General features: G+C 53.5%; 19 protein-coding genes. 9 read left to right on the top strand and 10 right to left on the bottom strand.

The features are described 5' to 3' along the window. The first annotated feature begins 234 nt into the window (after positions 1 to 234). Together BB497_16435 and BB497_16430 are read left to right on the top strand one after the other, a co-directional pair. The gene (locus BB497_16435) at positions 235 to 1,194 is read left to right on the top strand and encodes a sulfurtransferase (protein AVI64187.1); all 960 of its coding nucleotides are present in this window, start codon (positions 235 to 237) and stop codon (positions 1,192 to 1,194) included. Positions 1,195 to 1,260: 66 nt separating this feature from the next. Further along, positions 1,261 to 1,902: a hypothetical protein gene (locus BB497_16430; GenBank protein AVI64186.1), complete on the top strand. Its 642-nt coding sequence runs from the start codon at positions 1,261 to 1,263 to the stop codon at positions 1,900 to 1,902. A gap of 136 nt (positions 1,903 to 2,038) precedes the next feature. On the opposite strand, the gene BB497_16425 is transcribed toward BB497_16430, so the two are convergent. Then, complete coding sequence (locus BB497_16425) at positions 2,039 to 3,052, bottom strand: isocitrate dehydrogenase (GenBank protein AVI64185.1); 1,014 nt, start codon at positions 3,050 to 3,052, stop codon at positions 2,039 to 2,041. Between the two features lie 503 nt (positions 3,053 to 3,555). Here BB497_16425 and BB497_16420 point away from each other — a divergent pair. Then, positions 3,556 to 5,046, top strand: coding sequence for a sodium-independent anion transporter (locus BB497_16420; GenBank protein ID AVI64184.1), 1,491 nt, complete (start codon positions 3,556 to 3,558; stop codon positions 5,044 to 5,046). Positions 5,047 to 5,065: 19 nt separating this feature from the next. Then, the gene (locus tag BB497_16415) at positions 5,066 to 5,923 is read left to right on the top strand and encodes a universal stress protein UspA (protein AVI64183.1); all 858 of its coding nucleotides are present in this window, start codon (positions 5,066 to 5,068) and stop codon (positions 5,921 to 5,923) included. A 104-nt stretch (positions 5,924 to 6,027) separates the two neighbouring features. Here the strand turns inward: BB497_16415 and BB497_16410 are convergent, their stop codons facing one another. The 3 genes from BB497_16410 to BB497_16400 are packed head-to-tail and all read right to left on the bottom strand — an operon-like array spanning position 6,028 to position 7,774. Next, positions 6,028 to 6,984 carry a bile acid:sodium symporter gene (locus BB497_16410; GenBank protein ID AVI64182.1) on the bottom strand — a complete coding sequence of 319 codons (957 nt, stop codon included), beginning with the start codon at positions 6,982 to 6,984 and terminating at the stop codon, positions 6,028 to 6,030. Further along, positions 6,984 to 7,388, bottom strand: coding sequence for a chromosome condensation protein CrcB (locus BB497_16405; protein ID AVI64181.1), 405 nt, complete (start codon positions 7,386 to 7,388; stop codon positions 6,984 to 6,986). Before BB497_16405 ends, BB497_16410 begins: the two co-directional genes overlap by 1 nt. Beyond that, positions 7,385 to 7,774, bottom strand: a complete 390-nt coding sequence (locus BB497_16400; GenBank protein AVI64180.1) for a camphor resistance protein CrcB — start codon at positions 7,772 to 7,774, stop codon at positions 7,385 to 7,387. The genes BB497_16405 and BB497_16400 overlap by 4 nt, the downstream gene beginning before the upstream one ends. A 180-nt stretch (positions 7,775 to 7,954) precedes the next feature. Between BB497_16400 and BB497_16395 the strand changes: the two genes are divergently transcribed. Beyond that, positions 7,955 to 8,809 (top strand): universal stress protein UspA, encoded by an 855-nt coding sequence (locus tag BB497_16395; protein ID AVI64179.1) that lies wholly within the window; start codon positions 7,955 to 7,957, stop codon positions 8,807 to 8,809. 39 nt (positions 8,810 to 8,848) lie between these two features. Here the strand turns inward: BB497_16395 and BB497_16390 are convergent, their stop codons facing one another. Then, positions 8,849 to 10,045 carry an MFS transporter gene (locus BB497_16390; GenBank protein AVI64178.1) on the bottom strand — a complete coding sequence of 399 codons (1,197 nt, stop codon included), beginning with the start codon at positions 10,043 to 10,045 and terminating at the stop codon, positions 8,849 to 8,851. Between the two features lie 64 nt (positions 10,046 to 10,109). Here BB497_16390 and BB497_16385 point away from each other — a divergent pair, with 64 nt between their 5' ends. Continuing rightward, positions 10,110 to 10,451 carry a molecular chaperone DnaK gene (locus tag BB497_16385; GenBank protein AVI64385.1) on the top strand — a complete coding sequence of 114 codons (342 nt, stop codon included), beginning with the start codon at positions 10,110 to 10,112 and terminating at the stop codon, positions 10,449 to 10,451. A gap of 22 nt (positions 10,452 to 10,473) precedes the next feature. On the opposite strand, the gene BB497_16380 is transcribed toward BB497_16385, so the two are convergent. Next, the gene (locus tag BB497_16380) at positions 10,474 to 12,162 is read right to left on the bottom strand and encodes a 2-isopropylmalate synthase (protein ID AVI64177.1); all 1,689 of its coding nucleotides are present in this window, start codon (positions 12,160 to 12,162) and stop codon (positions 10,474 to 10,476) included. 215 nt (positions 12,163 to 12,377) lie between these two features. Between BB497_16380 and BB497_16375 the strand changes: the two genes are divergently transcribed. Together BB497_16375 and BB497_16370 are read left to right on the top strand one after the other, a co-directional pair. Next, positions 12,378 to 12,863: an AsnC family transcriptional regulator gene (locus BB497_16375; GenBank protein ID AVI64176.1), complete on the top strand. Its 486-nt coding sequence runs from the start codon at positions 12,378 to 12,380 to the stop codon at positions 12,861 to 12,863. A 71-nt stretch (positions 12,864 to 12,934) separates the two neighbouring features. After that, positions 12,935 to 13,297: a hypothetical protein gene (locus BB497_16370; GenBank protein AVI64175.1), complete on the top strand. Its 363-nt coding sequence runs from the start codon at positions 12,935 to 12,937 to the stop codon at positions 13,295 to 13,297. Between the two features lie 30 nt (positions 13,298 to 13,327). Here the strand turns inward: BB497_16370 and BB497_16365 are convergent, their stop codons facing one another. The 4 genes from BB497_16365 to BB497_16350 form a co-directional block, all read right to left on the bottom strand. Continuing rightward, the gene (locus BB497_16365) at positions 13,328 to 14,191 is read right to left on the bottom strand and encodes a transcriptional regulator HexR (protein AVI64174.1); all 864 of its coding nucleotides are present in this window, start codon (positions 14,189 to 14,191) and stop codon (positions 13,328 to 13,330) included. Then, positions 14,181 to 15,950 (bottom strand): diguanylate cyclase, encoded by a 1,770-nt coding sequence (locus BB497_16360; GenBank protein ID AVI64173.1) that lies wholly within the window; start codon positions 15,948 to 15,950, stop codon positions 14,181 to 14,183. Before BB497_16360 ends, BB497_16365 begins: the two co-directional genes overlap by 11 nt. A gap of 2 nt (positions 15,951 to 15,952) precedes the next feature. Continuing rightward, positions 15,953 to 18,559: a histidine kinase gene (locus BB497_16355; GenBank protein AVI64172.1), complete on the bottom strand. Its 2,607-nt coding sequence runs from the start codon at positions 18,557 to 18,559 to the stop codon at positions 15,953 to 15,955. 80 nt (positions 18,560 to 18,639) lie between these two features. Further along, positions 18,640 to 19,995, bottom strand: coding sequence for an aldehyde dehydrogenase (locus BB497_16350; protein ID AVI64171.1), 1,356 nt, complete (start codon positions 19,993 to 19,995; stop codon positions 18,640 to 18,642). Between the two features lie 163 nt (positions 19,996 to 20,158). On the opposite strand from BB497_16350, the gene BB497_16345 reads away from it, so the two are divergent. After that, complete coding sequence (locus BB497_16345) at positions 20,159 to 21,307, top strand: hypothetical protein (GenBank protein AVI64170.1); 1,149 nt, start codon at positions 20,159 to 20,161, stop codon at positions 21,305 to 21,307. Positions 21,308 to 21,375: the final 68 nt, after the last annotated feature.

The following is a 21,375-nucleotide window of genomic DNA, read 5'->3' as shown; positions in this document are numbered from 1 at the left end:
TTACTTACAGCGGTTTGCTCTGTTTTTAAAAAAAACGTGTCGTTAGAGCCCCTAGCGGCAGGTGTTGCACGCCCTCCTGGCTATATGAATTAGCCTAATGCGTATTGTCAGTAACACTCTATATAGCGCATCATGCTATTAATGTACCAGTCGTTCCATGCGTATTCTTAAACGCAATAATGCATTCAGGCGGCAATGATGTTGTGCTGCCATCACGCTATGAGAGTAAAGACCATGATTCGATTTTTTGTGGGTGCCCTTTTCGCCCTGGGGCTTACGGCCCCGGCGCATGCCCTTGAGATGACACCATTGGTGGATGCGCAGTGGCTTAATGATCATCTTGATAACGAGGCGTTGGTAATTCTTGATGTACGCTCTTCGATAGATAACGGTGGCGATGAAGACAGCTTCATTGAGGCGCGTATTCCTGGCAGCCGTTACACCAGCTATACCCATGCTGGCTGGCGCGAAACCCGCGATAGCGTCGCCGGGTTAATGCCGGAGGTGGGTAAGCTAGAAAGCCTGATTGGCAGCGTGGGGGTTGATAACGATAGCGCGGTGGTCATTGTGCCAGCAGGTACCGGTGCCACCGATTTTGGCAGTGCAGCGCGGGTTTACTGGACGCTTAAAGTACTGGGCCACGACAATGTTGCCATCTTAAATGGCGGTTTCTCTGGCTGGCAGCAGCAAGGCTTTGAGGTGGCTAGCGGTGAGCCTGCTAGTTTTGACGCGGCTGAGTTTAAAGCGATTACTCTTCGTGAGGAGCTGATTGCCTCTACTGAGGATGTGGAAGCCGCCCGCGACACTCAGGCACAGCTGGTTGATGCGCGGCCGGCGGACTATTTTGCAGGCGACACAACATCCCCAGCTGTAAGGGTGGCAGGTACTATTCCGGGGGCGCGTAGTCTTCCTCATCAAACGCATCTAAACAATCAAAGCGGTGCTTACTATTTAGATATTGATGGTCTGCAGTCACGTATCAATGCAGCCGATTTAGATAGTCGTGAGCGTACGATTGCATTCTGCAACACGGGACACTGGGCGGCGACAGACTGGTTTGTATTAAGTGAAGTGGCCAATTTTAGCAATATTGCGATGTACGATGGTTCAATGGCAGCTTGGACGATTAGCGACTCGCGCCCAGTGCAGTTTGCTCGTGAAGGAGTAAAGCAGGTGCGTGAACTGCTTAATTAATATGCTGATGGCAACACATCGCGTTCCTTTTGGTGGGCGCGTGATGGCTGCATTGGCAAGAGAAAGGTGTGCTACATTAACACGCTAATTTTAAATGCCGATGTTGAGGTGGTGAAAATGCGTCTTGGTCGACCACTACAGCATGAGCCCGAAGTGGCGCTGACCGCTGCGATGCATGCGTTTTGGCGTTCGGGGTATCACCATACTTCTATGCGTGATTTGTTGGATGCGATGCATATTTCCCGTAGCAGTCTTTACCAAGCCTATGGGAATAAAGAGGCGCTGTTTTTGCAGGTGCTTGCTCGCTACCGAGAAGCACTGCTTGAGCGGCTGGCTGAATCGCTTGCCCAAGAAGAGAGTGCCTGGGCGTTTATTCAAGGCATGCTGGAGCGTACGGCGCAGCAAGCAGAAAGTGAGCAGGCAGCGCTTGGCTGTTTGATTTTCAACTCGGCCACCGAGCTTGGTAATACAGGAACGGCGGTGTCGGATGCCGCTGTAGAGAGCGTGCAGGCGATTACTCAGTTTTTTGTCAACGTAGTGGAGCAAGCGCAACAAGAAGGAGCCATTCCCGCAGCGCGCGATGCTCAAAGTCTGGCTTACTTTTTAACACTTTCCATGTCCGGGCTACGGATGTTGCTAAAAAGTGGCGCTAGCCAGCAACAAGCCGAGCAACAGGTGGCGCATATTTTACGTGGGCTTAGTGCTTAAGCGCTCACAGGTCAGGATTAGGACTTAAGAAATAGTGCTTATAAATAGCGCTTTGCTTCCGTTGCGCTTTGCTTCCGTTAATGGCTAGCACCGCTATCAGACTCAAAAGCTGATAGCAGTGCTTTGTGCGCTGCACTTACGCTTTAACGTGTTCCACCAATGCTTGAGCGAAGGTATCAGTAGTGCCGGTGCCGCCCATATCAGGGGTGACCATATCACGACGGGTTTCCAGTACTGTGCGAATACCCTGGCGGATAGCGTCGCCTTTTGCGTTCATGCCCAAGTGATCAAGCATCTGTGCTGCAGCCAAGAGCAGGGCGCAAGGGTTAGCAATTTTTTGGCCTGCAATATCCGGTGCTGAGCCGTGTACCGCTTCAAAAATCGCGGCTTTTTCGCCGATGTTAGCGCCAGGTGCTAAGCCTAAACCGCCCACTAGCCCAGCGCACAGGTCAGAAAGAATATCGCCAAACAGATTAGTGGTGACCACCACATCAAACTGATGGGGGTTCATCACCAGCTGCATACAGGCGTTATCCACGATCATTTCCTGGAATTCGATCTCTGGATACTCTTTGGCAATTTCCCGTGCTACATCTAAAAACAGCCCTGAGCTGGTTTTAATAATGTTGGCTTTATGCACTGCGGTCACTTTCTTACGGCCGTTGGCTTTGGCCAGCTCAAAGGCGTAACGCACGATGCGTTCAGAGCCTTGGCGAGTGACCTTAATCACCGAGATGCCGGTATTGCCGTCGTCAATCATCTCCTGGCCGTCGGAGAGGTAGGCGCCTTCGGTATTTTCTCGCACGGTAATCATGTCGATATCGTCGTAGCGCGATTTTGTGCCGGGGAAACTAATGGCGGGGCGCACATTGGCGTACAGGTCAAAATGGCGGCGCAATTGCACGTTAATAGAGGAGAACCCCTTACCAATCGGCGTGGTAAGCGGGCCTTTCAGGGCAAGGCCATATTTTTCAATAGCGTCCAGTGACGCTTGAGGAATCAGCGTACCGTGCTTTTCAAGCGCGCCTAGGCCAGCATCAACAAACTCGTAATTTAAGCCGCAATCTAGCGCGTCCAGCACTTGCAGGGTTGCATCCATAATCTCGGGACCAATGCCATCACCCTTAATCACTGCAATTGACTGGCTCATATACTGCTCCTCTAACGTAAAATCATTCGCCCAAACGCTGAGCGTTTCTCTATCTATAAGGTGGCTTATGGTAAGCCATGGCAAGGCAACAGGTCATCCCGAAGCCGTCGTCTAAACGTCTAGGGTGACGGGTGCGGCTTGAGTGCTTTACTGGTAGAATGCCGCGTTCGGGATGATGTGAAAGCACTTAGCAGGTGTTATCTCGCCTGAATAACGACGATAGAACAGTAAGGTGTCCTTTTTATGAACAATGCTATGGCAGCCATTGCTCTGCCGATACCAGGGCTGATGACTCCACCCTAGGTTTCCCCTCCTTATCAGCGCTATGACGCTCTTCGCGTTATGTCGGCGCTGTGGCACCTCGTTGCCGTTATTTGGCTATCGGCGCTTTTGCGTCTTCGATAGATACTATTTCCGACATCTCGTTACCCTACGCTTTTAGCTGCCTTTGTTTGCGGCTGTGGCGTGCAGTGTCTTTAAACCCTTAACCATGGACTCCCTGAATGACCCTTTTCAGCAAGCAAGAGTGGTTTTCTAACATTAAGGGCGACACGCTCTCAGGTATTGTCGTCGCGCTGGCGTTAATTCCTGAGGCGATTGCGTTCTCAATCATTGCAGGTGTTGACCCTAAAGTCGGCCTTTATGCTTCTTTCTGTATCGCGGTAGTGATTGCCTTTACCGGCGGTCGCCCGGGCATGATTTCTGCAGCCACCGGCGCCATGGCGCTGCTGATGATCACGTTGGTGCGTGATCACGGCCTTGAGTATCTACTGGCTGCGACCCTCTTAACGGGTGTCTTACAGATCATTGCAGGCTACTTAAAGCTTGCTGAGCTAATGCGCTTTATATCTCGCTCGGTGGTCACTGGTTTTGTGAATGCGCTGGCGATTTTGATCTTTATGGCGCAGCTACCTGAGTTAACCAACGTGACGTGGCACGTCTATGCCATGACCGTTGCAGGCTTGGGCATTATTTATCTGTTCCCCTATTTACCCGTGATTGGTAAGTCGATCCCATCCCCGCTGGTGTGCATTGTGGTGCTGACCGTGGTGTATATGGTGAGCGGTATGGAGATTCGCAGTGTCGGCGATATGGGCGACTTGCCTGATACCCTGCCAATGTTCTTGTGGCCGGATGTACCGCTTAACTTTGAAACGTTAATGATTATTTTCCCCACAGCGCTAATGTTGACCGTGGTGGGTCTGCTGGAATCGATGATGACAGCGACGATTGTGGATGACTTAACCGATACCCCCAGCGATAAAAACCGCGAGTGTAAAGGTCAAGGTATTGCCAATATTGGTTCAGGCTTACTGGGCGGTATGGCAGGTTGCGCGATGATTGGTCAGTCGGTGATCAACATTAAATCTGGTGGCCGTACACGTCTTTCATCGCTTATCGCCGGTGTCGTATTGCTGATGATGGTGGTATTTCTTTCCGATTGGGTATCGCAAATCCCTATGGCGGCGTTAGTGGCCGTAATGATTATGGTGGCCATAGGTACCTTTAGCTGGGAATCGATCCGCGATCTGAAAAAGCACCCCATGAGTACCAACTTTGTCATGGTCGCTACGGTTATCGTTACGGTAGTAACGCACAACCTAGCGATTGGTGTCTTTGTGGGTGTTCTACTGGCGGCAATGTTCTTTGCCAACAAAGTGGGTAACATTCTCTACATTGGCTCTAAAGAAGTGGATGCTGGTAAAGAGCGCGAGTATCAAGTGGTTGGCCAGGTATTTTTTGCCTCTTCTGAGCGTTTTATTGGTGCTTTTGATTTCAAAGAGAGCATCGATAAGGTCACTATTAATCTTTCCCGTGCGCACTTTTGGGATATTACCGCTGTTCAGGCGCTTGATCGCGTGGTGATTAAGTTCCGTCGTGAAGGTACCGAGGTTGAGTTAGTCGGCCTCAATGAAGCCAGCGCGACGGTGGTAGACCGCTATGCGGTTCATAATGACCCCGCAGCCGTTGAAAAACTGATGGGCGGCCACTAACCACCGCAAGGAGAGCGAAATGAGTGAACACGTTTTTGCCGCAATTGATGGCTCCCAGTTCTCAGAAGGCGTATGTGATTACGCCGCTTGGGCAAGTTTGGCGCTGAGTGCTCCATTAAGTTTTGTGCACGTGGTGGATAACCACTCTCAAGTGCCCGACGAGCAAAATCTATCGGGTAACCTTCGGTTTGGTGCCCGTGAGCGCCTGATGAAAGAGCTTTCCGAGCTTGACGAGAGGCGCGCCAAGGTAAATCGCGAGCAGGGCAAGCACATGCTGGAAGCGGCCAAAGCGCGGGCGATAGATGATGGGGTGAGCGACCCCATTACCCGTCAGCTTAATGGCACACTCGTTGAAACCCTGGTAGCGCTTGAAAAAGATATGCGCTTGCTGGTGGTGGGTAAACGAGGTGAAACCGCTCACCAAGCCAGTGGGCACCTTGGTTCTAACCTAGAGCGCGTAGTGCGTGAAATGCACAGCCCGGTACTTATGGTGCCTAAAACCTTCAAGCAGCCCGAAAAAGTGCTGATTGCGTTTGATGGCAGTAAAACCGCCCGTAAGGGGGTGGAAATGCTGGCCCGTTCGCCGCTGTTTACAGGTGCCGAGTGTCATGTGCTGATTGTGGGCTCAGACACCGCAGAGCATCATTCTCAGCTTGATTGGGCACTTAGTACGCTTCGCGATGCTGGTCACAAAGCAGAAGGCGCTATCCGCCCTGGTGAGGTGGACGATACCCTGCAAGCGTATGAGAAAGAGCATGGTATTGACCTGCTGGTGATGGGGGCCTATGGCCATTCACGTATTCGCCACCTGCTAGTGGGCAGCACCACTACCGCGATGCTGCGTAATAGCAAAATACCGGTGCTGATTTTACGTTAATCCTTGCGCTACTAACGGAGGGTTAACAATCAGCATGTAAACATTAGCTCGCTTTGCACCATGTTCCCGCAGCCGGCCCTCTACCATTTGAGTGTGCCGGCTTTTTAATGGCTAGAGGGCAGCAGCTTCGGCACCCAGCGTAAGTACGCCACCATGCCAAATAGTTCTACTAAAGATTGAAACACAATCACTACCACCGCAGCTTGCCACCCGTTTGGCAGGGTTAGCGCAATGGGCAGCATCACAAAGGAGTTGCGCGTCCCGAAGCTAAAGACGAGGGTTCGCGCACTGGTGGCGGGGAGCTTAAATAACTTGCCCAGTAGTTTGCCTAGCATTGCCGCAACCACCAAATAGCCCGCAAAAATAAGCACGACTTGAAGCAGCACGTGGGCAAGTGCCAGCACGCTATTAACCTGCGTAGCGGCAATCACTAACACCACCAATGCCAACAGCGGCACCGGCAGGTAGCCAAGCTGTTGCGTGGTTCGTTCAATGGCGCGGTATCGTTGGGCGCCAAGCTCGGTTAGCCATGCCAACATCAAGGGTAGCAAAATTACCCCTGCAAACGCGCTGAGTAGGTTCGTGGAAAAAGTTAGCTGAAACCACTCGCCGCCCAAAAATAGCCAGAGATAAACGGGTAATGCAGCCATCTGTACCAATAGCAATAGCGGCGTTGCCGCAATTGCGCGGGCAGCATCGCCTTTGCCTAAATGCGTAAAGGTAATAAACCAATCCGTGCAGGGCACCAGTAGCACCAGTAGCACCCCGGCAATCACCGGCGGGGAAAGCGGTAGCCACAGCACCAAAAGCCCTAATAACGCCGGGATGACAACAAAGTTGCCGACCAGCAGTGCTGTCATAAAGCGCACATCAGCAACACTTTGTTTTATATGCAGTAGCGGTATTTGGGTAAAGGTAGCGTAGAGCAACACACCAAGTAGCGGCCATAGCAGTTGCTCAAGGGGGGCTACCCGTGTGGGAGCTAAAACCCCCAGCGTTAGTCCTAAGCTAATAAATCCCAGGTAGAGCCAGGATTGCTGTTTTTCAAGCTGTTCACGCATCAGCGGTCTGAGTTATCCGGTGCCTTAGAGAGCGCTAGGCGACCACCTAACCCAGCAGCCAATAGCCACAGCGGCAGGCTAACCAGTATATACACAAGTGCCATGACCACTTGGCCTTGGTTAATAAAGTGCAGGGTTTCTAAGCTGAACAGTGAGAAAGTGGTAAAACCGCCGCAGAGACCCGCCACGAGCAGAGGCTGCAAGCGTGCTAATGTGCCAGAGGGGTGGTTAACCACGGTCGCAGCAAGCCACCCAATTAAACAAGACCCCAGCACGTTAACGAGAAGGGTGCCCCAGGGGAAAAAACTGCCCAGAGCTGACATAGATGCCAACGAAACGCTATAGCGCAACGCACTGCCGATACCGCTTCCGATCCCAACCGCGAGATACGCCTGCCAGCTCATAGTGCGCCCCCAGCGAGCCAAAAGCCCAGCGCAGCCATTGCCAAGCCTAGCAGCAGGGTAGCGGCGATATTCAGGGCGGCCCGCAGCAGCTGCCCGCGTTGCCATAGCGCAAGGGTTTGTAAGCTGAATGAGGAGACCGTGGTATAGCCGCCCAATACGCCAATTACCGTAAATAGCCATAGCATAGAGAACTGCGTATCAGGTTGATTTAATTGGCCATAAAGCCAGCCTGCAATAAGCGCGCCGCTGGTATTAACAGCCAAGGTACCCCAGGGAAAATGGCTTCCATAACGTTTTGCCATCCAGTTGGAAATAGCGAACCGGCCCATCCCGCCCAGTGCCCCACCTATCGCTACCAGCAACACGCTGGTAAAACCGTACCCCATGTTTGCCTCGTTTGGCTGGCCTGTTGAGTAGGTGGCGAGTGTAGCACGCTGTTTGCAGCGCTTTTGATAGCGTTCTTGGCATTAGAAAGAACGCTTATAGGTGTCACTGGTCAATAAGTTCGTGTAAAAAAGATTGAGAATAACAATAACGTTGATGCACCCGCTCTAGGAGAAACTTACATGTCTGATTGCGTTCTTGCGGCAATTGATAGCTCACAGTTTTCAGAAGGCGTCTGTGATTATGCTGCTTGGGCCGCTAAAGCCCTTGATGCACCGCTGCGTTTTATTCATACGGTTGATAACCACGCCCAGGTGGCGGAGCCTGATCTTACCGGAAACTTAGGCTTAGGTACTCGGGAGCACCTGCTCGAAAAGCTGTCGGAGATCGAAGAGCAGCACGCTAAAATTTCCCGCGAGCAGGGCCGCTTAATGCTGGATGCTGCCAAGGCACGGGTAGCAGCGTTAGGCATTGTTGACCCCCCCTGCTTGCAGCGCAACGGTACGCTGGTAGAAACGCTGGTAGAGAACGAAAAAGAGGTGCGTTTGTTGGTAGTAGGCAAACGTGGTGAAACTGCTCACCAGGCCAGCGGCCACTTAGGCTCTAATCTTGAGCGCGTAGTGCGTGAAATGCACCGCCCGATTTTGATGGTGCCCAAACAGTTTACGCAGCCAAAAAACGTGATGATGGCCTTTGATGGCAGCAAAACCGCCCGCAAAGGCGTTGAAATGCTGGCTAAAAGCCCGCTGTTTGAAGGTGCTACCTGCCATGTGGTGATTGTGGGCGCTGAAACCGCCGAAAATCGTTCGCAGCTTGCGTGGGCCACCGAAACCCTTGAAGCAGCGGGCCATACGGCTAAAGGAGCCATCCGTGCTGGCGAGGTAGAAGAGACGCTACGCGCCTATAAGCAAGAGGAGGGTATCGATTTGTTGGTGATGGGGGCCTACGGCCACTCGCGTATTCGCCACCTGCTGGTGGGCAGTACCACCACCCAAATGCTGCGTAACGCCCAGGTGCCGGTACTGATATTACGTTAATGCATAGCTAAGCCACTTTTATGTCGACGTAAAAAGCGGCTAGCGACCAAGGGGAATAAGCGACGCTTCTTTTAGCACGGGCTGGGCCAGTAGCCAGCCCGTCATGATAAACAGCAGCATCCCGAGCAGTAGCGTTTGAAAACTAACACCTACGTTTAGCGCTAACCCTAATGCCGCTGGGGCAATGCCGGTTGAAAACACCATGGCAGCGCTAAGGGCTGAACGCACGCGGCCAAAGTGTTCGGCGCCCCACAGCTTAATCATCAAGCCCGAGGAGATAAGCTCTTGCGCGCCCATGGCTAAACCGCCGCCTACCATTAATGCCCAAACGCTGATATGCCCGCCGAGGGTGATTGCCATTAGCATAGCAAGCGCATAGGGCAGCAGGTAAAAGCGTGCTAGCCGCACGGGGCCAAGTTTATCAACCCAGCGCCCACCTAGTAGCGCACCGGGTAGTTTGGCAATGCCCATGCCGCTGAGCGCCATTGCGTAAACGGCGAGGGAGCTGCCCAGTGATTGAGTGAGCTGGGTTTGATAAATAAACAACCCCGTCATCGTAATAGGCAGTGCCATTAATAGCGGTAGCAGCAGCCAAAAACGTTTTTCTCGAAAAGGGCGGGGGCCGTGGGCGGTGAGCTTGGTCGGTTTAACTCCCGGTGCGCTTGGCCAAGGAGCTTTTAGCAACAAGCCAAGCCATATAACCGCTAATAGGCCGCATAGCAGCCACCATGACGTTTGCCAGCTGGCCCACACCAGCGCAACGGCCACCAGCGGGGGTAACAGCACTTCGCCGAGAGGAATGCCAAGGCTTGCAAGCCCCATTGCTCGGCCGCGTAGTGTTGAAAACTCCCGGGCGGCGAGCGTATTACCTAGATGGGTCAGCATCCCTTGGCCGCATAGCCGCACAATGCCTAAACCGACCACCCCTAGCCACCACCAGGGCGATAGGGTAAGCAACATAACACCGATGAGCAGCAGCACAAGCACGCTGATAGCAAAACGACGGGGGTTAATCCAGTCGATAGATGGCCCAAAGCGCAGCATAAAAAAACCTGCGATGAGCGTAACCAGCGCATAGGCGGTGCCAAACTGCCCTATGCTAAGACCTAAGTGTGCTGAAAGGGGGGCTTGGAAGAGCCCGATAAAGTAGCTTTGTCCAAGGCTTGAACTGAACATGGCTAAAAATGCGATGCCCAGCACACTGCGGTGATCGCGTAGAAGGGTACGATAGCCCATTACTAAGAGTCCCTTCCCATCAACGATTAATAAGTTAATGATTGTAAGCCAAGAGGAGGCGCAGATGAATCACCCTGAGGTGGACATTCCTGCAATACGGCAAAAACTGCTGGCGCTGGAGGCTGCTTTAAAAGAAGAGAGCACTGAGAGCGCTTCTTCAAGAGAGACGGTGGTGCTTGACCAAACCTCGGTGGGGCGGCTTTCGCGAATGGATGCGCTGCAGGGGCAGGCAATGGCCAAAGCTGAGGAGCAGCGCCGCCAATTGACGCTTAAGCGTATTAGCGGCGCGTTACAACGTATTGATCAAGAGAGCTTTGGTGAGTGCATTGAGTGTGGTGAATGGATTGGTACCAAACGCCTCACTTCGGACCCGGTAGTGCTGAAGTGTATCGAGTGCGCGGAGTAACACGCACTCAACGAAACGCTATTTAAGCTTCCAGCGTGGCATTTTCACGCTGGCGCTGAGAAGCCGCGGGGTAAACCGAATTAATCCCTGATAACAGCGCCTTTAGCGATGCGCTTACGGTATCGCTATCTTCGGCTACGGCACAAACCCGCTGCCCGTCGATGTTGAGCTGGACAAAGGCAATGGCATTGGCCTCGCTGTCGCCACCTAGGGAGTGCTCGCTGTAATCTATAATCGCCACGTGGCTACCGGAGTGTTTTTTCCAGGCGTCGGTGAACGAAGACATAGCGCCATTGCCCGTGCCTGAAAGCCGCAGCGTTTCGGTTCCCTGCCAAAGCGTAATGTCGATACCCTCCCGTTGGCCCTTGGAAAGCTGGTAGTCAGCCAGGGCGAGAGGCGCATCATACGCAAAGTTATCGAACATCACCTGGCGTATAATTTCACTGGAAAGCTCGCTATTGCGCCGCTCGCTCTCTTTTTGCACATAGGGGGCGAGTGCCAGCATCATCCAGCGGGGCAGGTTGATGCCGTAATCCCGCTCCAGCAAAAAGGCCATGCCGCCTTTGCCCGACTGGCTGTTTACACGAATCACGGCTTGGTAGTCGCGGCCGATATCGTGGGGGTCAATGGGCAGATAGGCCACTTGCCAAGGCTCGTCGGGTTTTTGATGCTTGAGTGATTTACGAATAGCGTCCTGGTGGCTGCCGGAAAACGCGGTATAGACCATTTCGCCCACCCAGGGGTGGCGCGGGTGCACAGTGATACCGGTGCACTCATGGACGACCTGGACAATTTCGTCCGGGTTTGAGAGGTCAAGCTCGGGGTCGATGCCTTGGCTATAGAGATTCATGGCCAAGGTGACGATATCCATATTGCCGGTACGTTCGCCGTTACCCAACAGCGTGCCTTCGACACGGTCAGCACCCGCCAGCAATGCAAGCTCCGCTGAAGCCACTGCGCCGCCGCGGTCGTTGTGGGTGTGTACAGAAACAATCACGCTGTCCCGGCGGCTAATATGCTGACAAAAATACTCGATTTGATCCCCATGGTGATGTGGCCCTGCCACTTCTACCGTTGTGGGCAGGTTCAGAATGCATTTGTTGTCGGGCGTAGGCTGCCACACATCCATCACGGCTTCGCAAATAGCGAGTGAAAAGTCGATTTCAGTGCTGGAAAAGCTCTCTGGCGAGTATTGAAAACGCCACTCAACGTCAGGGTATTGCTCGGCATAGGTTTTTACCCAGGTAGCACCCTGTACAGCGATATCGGTAATGCCGTCGCGATCCATCTCAAATACCCGCTCACGCTGGATAGTGGAGGTGGAGTTATACAGGTGAATAATCGCCCGCTTCACGCCGACTAATGAGGCAAAAGTTTTTTCGATCAGGTGTTCACGGCACTGCACTAGCACTGCAATGGTTACGTCGTCGGGAATTTGATTCTCTTCGATTAGCCAGCGGACAAAGTCGTAGTCGGGCTGGCTGGCCGAAGGAAAGCCGACCATCACCTCTTTAATGCCTACTTTGATGATCTGATGCCAAAAACGCTGCTTTTGCTCAACGGTCATCGGTTCAAGTAGTGCCTGGTTACCATCGCGCAGGTCTTCACTGACCCAAATCGGCGCCTGGGTAAGGTCGCGGTCGGGCCATTGGCGATTAAACGCGGGAACACGTGGAGCAGGGCGGTACTTGCGATGATCGAAAGCGGGCATGGTGGACTTCCTGTTAGTCAGCGTTGTTAAGGGCGGCCGCTTATGGCGTGAGCCGCTTGTTATGGTGCCCAGGTAAAGCACCGCGTGGCGCTGCTTATGGCAGTTGCATCAGTTTAAGGGAATTGTGGCGAAAGGTTATTGCGAATATATGGCTTTATAGGCATTAAAAGGCAGATAATATCAGCTATGTTATTTTTGTTAGCAGGAGTTGCTGTATGCCGGTAGTCCCGCTTGAACTTGACCGTTTTGATCGCCGTATTCTTGATGTGCTTCAGCAAGAGGGGCGCATCAGCAACCAGGAACTGGCTGAGCGGATCGGCTTATCGCCATCGCCCTGCCTACGCCGCGTGCGTGCGCTGGAAGAACACGGGTTAATTACCCAGTATCGTGCCGATGTGGATGCGCGTCAGCTGGGTTACCAGCTTATGGTGCTGCTGCACATCTCCATGGATAAGCACACCCCTGAACGTTTTGATAACTTCGAGCGCCATATTCGACAAATCCCCAATGTGATTGAGTGTTTGATCATTACTGGCCAGGCCGCTGATTTCCAGCTCAAGATTCTGGTGCGGGATATGGATGACTATCAGCACCTTTTACTGCACGTGATTAACCGTATCGAAGGGGTGACTGGCGCCCATACCAGCTTTGTGTTGCGCCGAGTATTTGAACACCGCCCGGTGCCCACGGAAAACACTTGATGATGAAGGCGTAGGCAATAAGGCGATGGCGGTTTACACTGCTTTTTTTTCAATATTTAGGAGATTGCCCCATGACAATTAAACGCCATGATACAAAAGCCCGCATGAGTCGCGCTGTTATTCACCAAGGCGTGGCCTACTTGTGCGGCCAGGTGTCAGGTCCTGAAGCGCGTTACGAAGACATTAAAGCGCAAACCGAGAGCATGCTGGCACGGGTCGACGCGCTGCTAAAAGAGATTGGTTCAAGCCGCGAGCAGCTATTAAGCGCCACTATTTACCTTAAAGATGGCAGTGATTTTGCTGCCATGAACGACGTGTGGGACGCCTGGGTGCCGGAGGGCTATGCACCGGCACGCACCTGCGTATGCGCGCCGTTGCCTGCTGATGAGCTTAAAGTAGAAATTACCGTCACCGCAGCTGTTAGCAACGAATAACGGCAAGGGGTTCTGAAAGGGGCCTGTCGCTTATTTGCCGGTTTTCTCAATAGGAAAACGGGTATCGCGCAGGCTATCTTTGATTTTCTTAAGGTGCGGCAGAAAGTCTTCGCCGCGCCGTAGGGTAACCCCTGTTGCCAGTGCATCAATGAGCGTCAATTGAATCATCCGTGAGGTCATCGGCATATAGTGGTCGGTGTCCTCCGGTGTGGCAACTTCTAGGGTGGCGGTGCACTCTTGGGAAAGCGGGGAGTTAGGAGCGGTAATCCCCAGCACCACGGCGCCTGCTTCCCGGGCTACCCGCGCGATATCGACCAATTCTCGAGTACGGCCTGTGTAAGAAATCACCACCACTACGTCCCCGGTATGGCAGGCAGCGGCTACCATGCGCTGCATTAACACATCGACATAGGCCATGACCGGCAGGTTGAAGCGGAAAAATTTGTGCTGGGCGTCTTGTGCGACAGCGCCAGAGGCGCCGAGGCCAAAAAAATGCACCTGCTTCGCCTGGGTGAGGTAGTCGACCATACGTTCGATGGCCGCCATATCTACTTCCCGTTGAGCTTCATCTAACGCTGCGATCGTCGCGCCAAAAATTTTATGGGTGTACTGGGTTGCGGAATCGCCAGGCTCGACTGCCCGGGTAACGTAGGGTGTGCCACCGGCAAGGCTTTGGGCGAGCTTGATTTTAAAGTCGGGAAAGCCTTTGGCACCAAAGTTGCGGCAAAACCGGTTGACCGTGGGCTCGCTGACGCTGGCCGCTTGGGCGAGGCTTGCTATGCTCAGGCTGGTCGCGGCGGCTGGATCTTCAAGAATAACGTTGGCGACTTTGCGTTCCGAGCGGTTCAAGTCTTCCAAGCGTTCGCGTATACGGTCAAGCAGGTCATGTGCCATTAATAGACTCCATGTCAGTAGCCGGGTGGTGGCGGGGTGTCCACGCCTTGCACCAGGTGAAAAATTCGTTCGCGGCGAGTGGGCGGGCATAGTAATACCCTTGCGCCGCTTCGCAGCCAATTGAGCGTAGGTAGTCTGCTTGTGCCGCGGTTTCTATGCCTTCTGCCACTACATCGCAGCCCACCGCATGGGCTAGTTGGGTAATGGTTAGCGCCAACTGGCGATCTACAGCGTCTTCTTCTAGATCCATCACAAAAGCGCGGTCGATCTTTAATGTTTTGAACGGTAGCGTTTTTACATAGGCAAGCGATGAGTGGCCTGTGCCGAAATCATCAATTGCGACGGCAATATTGACGCTGGCCAACTGGGCTAGCTGCGCGCGGGCATTTTGCATATCGCTCATTATGCCCGACTCAGTGACTTCTAGGGCAAAAAAACGCTGTGGGATCGCATGTTCGGCTAGTCGGGCGAGTAGTTTTTCAGCGAAGTCTTTCCGCGCTAGCTGGCGGGCTGCCACGTTTACTGCGATGTGAAAATCATCGTTTAGGAGGCCATGCTTGCGCCAATTCACAATATGGCGCATAGCATCGTTGAGCACCCACTCACCAATGGCGAGAATATCACCGCTGGCTTCCGCCAGAGGAATAAAGTCGGCGGGGGATACCTGGCCAAGCTCGGGATGATGCCAGCGGAGCAGCGCTTCGGCGCCAATAATGCGCTGAGTGCTTAACGAGAGCTTAGGCTGAAAAGCGAGGGACATCTCGCCGCGGTCAATGGCACCGCGTATCGCTTGCTGAAGGTGCAGCCGATGTCGCTGCTTGGCTTCTAAGGTTTCGTTATAGCACTGAATCTGTAGTGTGCCGCTTTGGGGGAGCGCCAGGGCTGCCATATGCACAAGGCGCGCTATATCGAAATGGCCTCCGGCCCAGCTAATGCCAATACGTGCGCTAAGGGGTAGCAGTAAATCCCCTAGCGCTTGATCCTGGTCGAAACAGCTTAGTAGCGTTGCCGCTAGCTTACGCAGCTTATCAAGCTCGGCACTGTCGGCAATCACTAATAACTCGCTGCCCCCCCATAGTCCCAGTTCGCAGGAAGCCGTTAAACGGGCAGAGAGCTGTTGGGCAATATGCCCCATTAGCTGGTCGGCAACGCCATAGCCATGCAGTCGTATTACGTCGTCTAGGTGATCAAGGGCAATAAACAGTAGTCCGGTGCCTTTGCCACTCATAGCGGCTTTGCGCAGCATCTCGGTTAAAGCCCGCCGATTAGCAAACTGGGTAATTGGGTCGGTGCGGGACTGACGCTCCAGCTCTTTAGTGCGCTTTGCTACCATGCGCTCTAAGTTTTCGGCTTGCTGATCACGTACTTGATAACGGTGTTCGACGCTCAAGGCATTACGAATACGCTGTAAGACTTCATCGTGCTTAAACGGCTTAGTCACAAAGTCGCGTATGCCAAGATCAAGGGCCCGTTGGCGCGTCTCGTCATCGATCTGTGCCGTCAGCACGATAACCGGTGGGGCGTTGTGGGCAAAATGGTTCTGTAGCTGGTGGATGACCGCATAGCCGTCTAAATAAGGCATGCGAATATCCAGCAGGATTAAGTCGGGCAGCTGTTGCTGACAGTAGGCAAGTACCTGGCGAGGATCGCTGATGCCGTGTGTGTTGGCGAAACCGTGATCGTCTAGCAGGTCGAGGAGAAGCTCGACATTAATACTGTTGTCATCGACGACCAGCAGATGTTTCTGAACGAGGTTCATGGCTACTCCTTGAGCGTCACCGCGAGAAACCGCTTGAGCGTGGCGGTTAGTTTTTCAATATCAATAGGCTTGGTGAGATAGTCGGCGAAGCCGGCGGCTAAGCCATATTTTAGGTCGCGGTCCATGGCGTTGGCGGACAGCGCCACCACGTTGATGTGCTGCAGCTGAGTGTCTTGCTGCATGGCGTTGAGCGCTTGGTAGCCGTTCATGCCCGGTAAATGAATATCCATGAGCACTAAATCCGGCGGGGAGTGGCGCATAATTTCCAGTCCCAACTCTGCGTTGGTAACGGTTTGCAGCTGGATTTGTTTAAAGTCCTCGATGATATCTTCCATCAGCCGCTGGTTGGTGGGGTTGTCTTCGATATAAAGCAGCGTGTAAGTGGATGCACTGCTGTCGATTGTTTCGTTGCCGTGGTTAGCCATCACGTGAGCAGGCTGCGCTGCTTGATCGGTAATGGGCAACGTGAACCAAAAGCAAGACCCCTTTTCTGGCTGGCTCTTAAAGCCAATTTGTCCGTCCATGCGCTCCACAAGCTGTTTGGTGATGGCCAATCCAATGCCGGTGCCTTGAATGGTGCTGTACTCGGCATCCAGCCGATTGAACGGCTCAAACAGTTCGTGCTGGCGCGCTACTGCAATACCGCAGCCGGTATCGGTAATGCTAATACGCAGCATATTGCCATCTTGTTCAGCATCAATCGTAATCACGCCATCAACACAGTTGTATTTGATGGCGTTGGAGAGCAGGTTAAGCAGAATTTGTTTGGTGCGAGTATAGTCGGCAATAACCTGCCAAGAGCAAGCTAATGGGGCGCGGCTTAGGGTGATACCTGCCGCGTCAATGTTGGCTTCCAGAGTGCTACAGGCATCATCTAGGACGTTGGCAATAAGCAGCGGCTCAAGGGAGAGCGGGGTAAGACCTGCCTCTATTTTGGCTAAGTCGAGCACATCATTAATTAAGCTCAATAGGTGTTGGCCGCTTTTCTCAATTTGACCTACCTGGCGCTGCTGTTTGTCGCTTAGCGGCTCGCGGCGCCCTTTGGCTAATAGCTGTGCAAAACCAATAATGGCATTGAGGGGCGTGCGCAGCTCATGGCTCATAGAGGAGAGAAACTCACTCTTGGCTTTATTGGCTTGCTCTGCCTGGTCACGGGCGTTAGCTAAATCCCGGGTGACTTGCTCGCGTTCGGCCATTTGCCGATAAAGATTAATCAGTAAGGCGCAGGTGTCGGTAAACGGCTGAAGCCAGTCCAGCAGCGCTTGGTTTAGGGGCTGCTTGCTGTTGGCAATGGCAAACATGCCAATTAAGCGCTCGCCGCTGAAGATTGGTGCGCCCAAGTAATTGGTCAATCGGGGGTGGCCAGCAGGGAAGCCGCCGCGCTTGATATGGCTATAAACATCGTCGGTGATAATAACCTCACCATAAGCGAAAACACGTCCCAGCAGCGAATGGGGGTTGGTTAACATCATATTGCCACTGCGGAGCTGCTCCATTAAGTGGCGCGACTCCGGGTTCCAAGAGAGGTCGGTAATCGCATGAATTTTAAGCGCATTGGTGGTATCGGTGGGCAGCACTTCGCCAATCAACGCATAGTCGCTGTCGGTAAGCTCGCGCAGCGCTTCCATTAAGAATGTCCACAGCCGCTCGCCAGACATAAGTGCTTGGTAATCCGTAATACCCTGGTGGAGTACTTTTAATAGGCTTTGCTCTTTTTGTATGCGCTGCGTGGCGTCATGGACGCTGCTTAAATCGGTCAAGATACCTAAAAACTCAGCAACGTCGCCGTGCTCGTTATGGATGGCATTGACGGCTAAATGCACCGGAATGGTGTGGCCCTTTTTATGCTGTGCCTCCACTTCTCGTCCTCGGCCAATTACCTTAGGCGCGCCGCCGGCTAAGAAGTTACTAATGAAGTTATCGTGCCTTGCGCTAATAGCGGCAGGCGTTAGCATGGCAACATTTTGGCCAATGACTTCGTGGTGGTCATATCCCAGCATGGTGAGCGCAAAGGGGTTAATGCTTAATACCTTGCCAGCTCGGTCGATACGAATAATGCCGGTAGCACTCTCATTAAATAGCGCCTCATAGCGTCGGGTGGTTTGCGCCAGGGAGCGGCGCATTTGATGGTGGCGCAGCAGCTCTTCTGCTTGGCCCGCGAGGCTTTTTAATAGGTGGCGGTCTCGCTGGCTAAAAGTGCGCGGCTTTCTATCAATCAAGCACAGCGTGCCGACGGGTAAGCCTTCGCTGGGCCGCAGTGGGTGCCCTGCATAAAAGCGAATTTGGGGGGTGTTTTCGACAAGCGGATTATCGACAAAGCGGGGATCATTTAGTGCGTTTTCAATCACTAGCGGTGCATTTTTAGCAACTGCATGGGCGCAAAACGAGATCTCGCGGCTGGTTTCACAGGTATCTAGCCCGCTATGGGATTTAAACCACTGACGCTCTTTATCTACCAGGGATACTAGCGCAATAGGCACGTCAAAAAGATCTTGGGCAAGCTGAGTAATGCGATCAAATGCTTCATCAATGGGTGTGTCAAGCACATGGAGCGCATGCAAGGCCGTCAGGCGCTGCGTTTCGTTATCAGGTAGATCGGCGGCTTGCATAGTGATTCCAAAAATATAATGAAGATATGGCCCTGCCCAATCATTATCGGGAATTTACCCGTTAGCTTTAACTATTATCGTTAACCAAGCCTCAGTAACTTCATTAACCAGCGCCGATAAGGCGGCCTAATAAGCCGGCTGGATGGCCGTTTAGATTGGTAGAAAATACCGCGTAGATGGCTAAAACGCTCAAAGCCATGACGCCCGTGATAACTGCCCATGCCGCTCTCGCCGACACCGCCAAAAGGTAGCGAGGGTACCGCGTGATGCAGCAGGGTTTCGTTAAACACCAGCGCCCCAGAATGGGTGTGTTGGCGTAACGTTAACTGAAGCGCTTTATCATCGGTGAACGCATAAAGCGCTAGCGGGTGGGGGCGGGCATTCACATAGGCAATGGCGTCATCGATATTTTTAACGCCAATGACTGGCAGGCAGCGGCCAAAGATCTCTTCGCGCATCACCGCTAGGTCGTGGGTGGGGTCAATAATGAGCACGGGCGCATGGGGGCCTGCATCAATAATGCGGCAGCCGTGGTCCCGTGCTTCTTCAAGCAGATTATCAAGGCGCTGTTGATGGCGTTCGTTGATCGCTGAGGTTGCGTCTTTGTCGTTAGGCCGCTGGTGTGCAATGGCTTGGGTTAACGCTTTGATCATGGCGTCTAAACGGCGGCTTTCTACCAATACATAGTCGGGTGCAATGCAGGTTTGTCCGGCGTTCATGCCTTTGCCAAACACAATGGCGGCGGCGGCGCGATCAACATCAGCATCGGCGGCTACAATCGCGGGCGATTTACCGCCAAGCTCAAGAGTCACCGGGGTTAAATTAGCGGCGGCTGAAAGTGCAACCCTGCGCCCAACCTGGGAAGAACCCGTAAACAACAGGTGATCGAACGGCAGGGCGCTGAACGCTTCAGCTACCTCTACACCGCCCTCTATGACGCTAAACTCTTCTTCTGTGAAGTATTGAGGAATCAGCTTGGCGAGCAGCGCGCTGGTATTTGGCGCATGCTCGCTGGGTTTGAGCATCACCACATTGCCCGCAGCAAAGGCGTCTATGGCGGGCATGATGGCGAGGCTCCAGGGGTAGTTCCAAGGTGCCATCACCCCGACGACGCCTAATGGTTGCGGCACAATATGCGCTTTAGCGGGCAGTAGCCGCCAGGGCATGCTTGCGCGTCGGGGGCGCATCCAACGCCAAAGCCGAAGCCGGGTATAGCCAATGGCTTGTAGCACGCCGCTAATTTCAGCTAAGCGGATTTCCGTTTCACTACGTTTTCCAAAATCTGCCTGAATAGCGCGGACAATGTCGTGCTGGTGACGCTTTGTCATGCGTGCTAAGCGGCCCAACCGTTCACGCCGGGTGCTGAGCGAAGGGTAGGGCGCCTGTTCAACAGCGTGCTGCTGAGCGTGGAACACACCGGTTAGATCGCGTTTCATGGCCTCTCCTTGATGAACGCATGATGAAATACGCCGTAGGGAAAATAAACAACCGATGGCGTCGTCACCATCGTTGAGCGTTAGGGGTAATGGTAGAGTGTTGGCTTAAACACTGTCGCTTGTTTTACTACCGGTTGTTTAGCCGATGCCCTTGAGGGACGCCATGCCATCACGCTCGCTATCACTTGCTATTCTACCTGCCATTGAGGCCGTCGCGGCAAGTCAGTGGGACGCGCTAGTGGGTAAAGATCAACCGTTTTTACGCCACGCTTTTTTGCAAGCGCTGGAGGGTAGCGGCTCAGTAAGCAGCGCCACCGGTTGGGAGCCATGCCATATAAGCGTTTGGCAAGCTGACCGGCTAGTGGGCGCGTTGCCCATGTACCGCAAACATCACTCTTACGGTGAGTATGTGTTTGACTGGGGGTGGGCTGAGGCGCTAGAGCGTGCCGGAGGGCACTACTACCCCAAAGCGCTGAGTGCGATCCCTTTTACGCCGGTGCCAGGGCCACGCAGTTTGATAGCCGCGGATGTCGACGCCGATGCGATACGCGAACAGTTGGCATCTGCTTGGCAAGGGCAGTGTGAGGAGCTGGTGCTTTCAAGCTGGCATCTGCTGTTTGCTGAAGAGCAAGAAGTGGCTGCCTGGCAGCGTCAGTTCCCTGGCTTGATTGCCAGAGAAGGGGTGCAGTTTCAATGGCGTGACCGGCAATTTGAAGACTTTGATGGTTTCCTGGCGAGCCTTACCTCTAAGCGGCGCAAAATGATCAAGCGAGAACGCCGCTTGGTGGCAGAGCAAGGGTTTACTATGCGGCGTTTAGAAGGTAACGACATTACCCAGGTTGCCATGGCACATTTTTACCGCTGCTACACCATTACCTATCACGAGCGCGGCAGGCCGCCTTATCTAAACCAGGCGTTTTTTGAGCGCTTGCGCCACACCATGCCTGAAGCACTAGTGCTAGTGCAGGCACTTTTAGACGGCCAGCCGGTGGCAGCAGCGCTCTGTTTTCGTGGTGAAACAGCACTTTATGGCCGCTATTGGGGAAGCGAGGTGGTGGCTGATTGCCTGCATTTTGAAGCCTGCTACTACCAGGGGATCGAGTACTGCTTGGCGCAAGGCTTGACGCTATTTGACCCGGGAACCCAAGGGGAGCATAAGCTGGTGCGCGGTTTTGCCCCTCAGCGGGTGCGCTCGCTGCACTATTTGGTGCACCCCGGTTTGGCTGCGGGCGTCGCTCGGTTTTGTCAACAAGAAGCCGCGCATATTAACGCCTATCGTCAGGCGGCAGCGCAGGCGCTGCCGTTTAAGTAGCGCAGGTGGGATAAACATGCCCTCAATCCGTTATTAAACGCCTGGCATGCTCGCTGGGCAGACCCCCT

Origin of the sequence: Halomonas sp. GFAJ-1, from assembly GCA_002966495.1 — a bacterium.
GTDB lineage: Bacteria > Pseudomonadota > Gammaproteobacteria > Pseudomonadales > Halomonadaceae > Vreelandella.
This window is presented reverse-complemented; position numbering and strand designations above follow the sequence as displayed.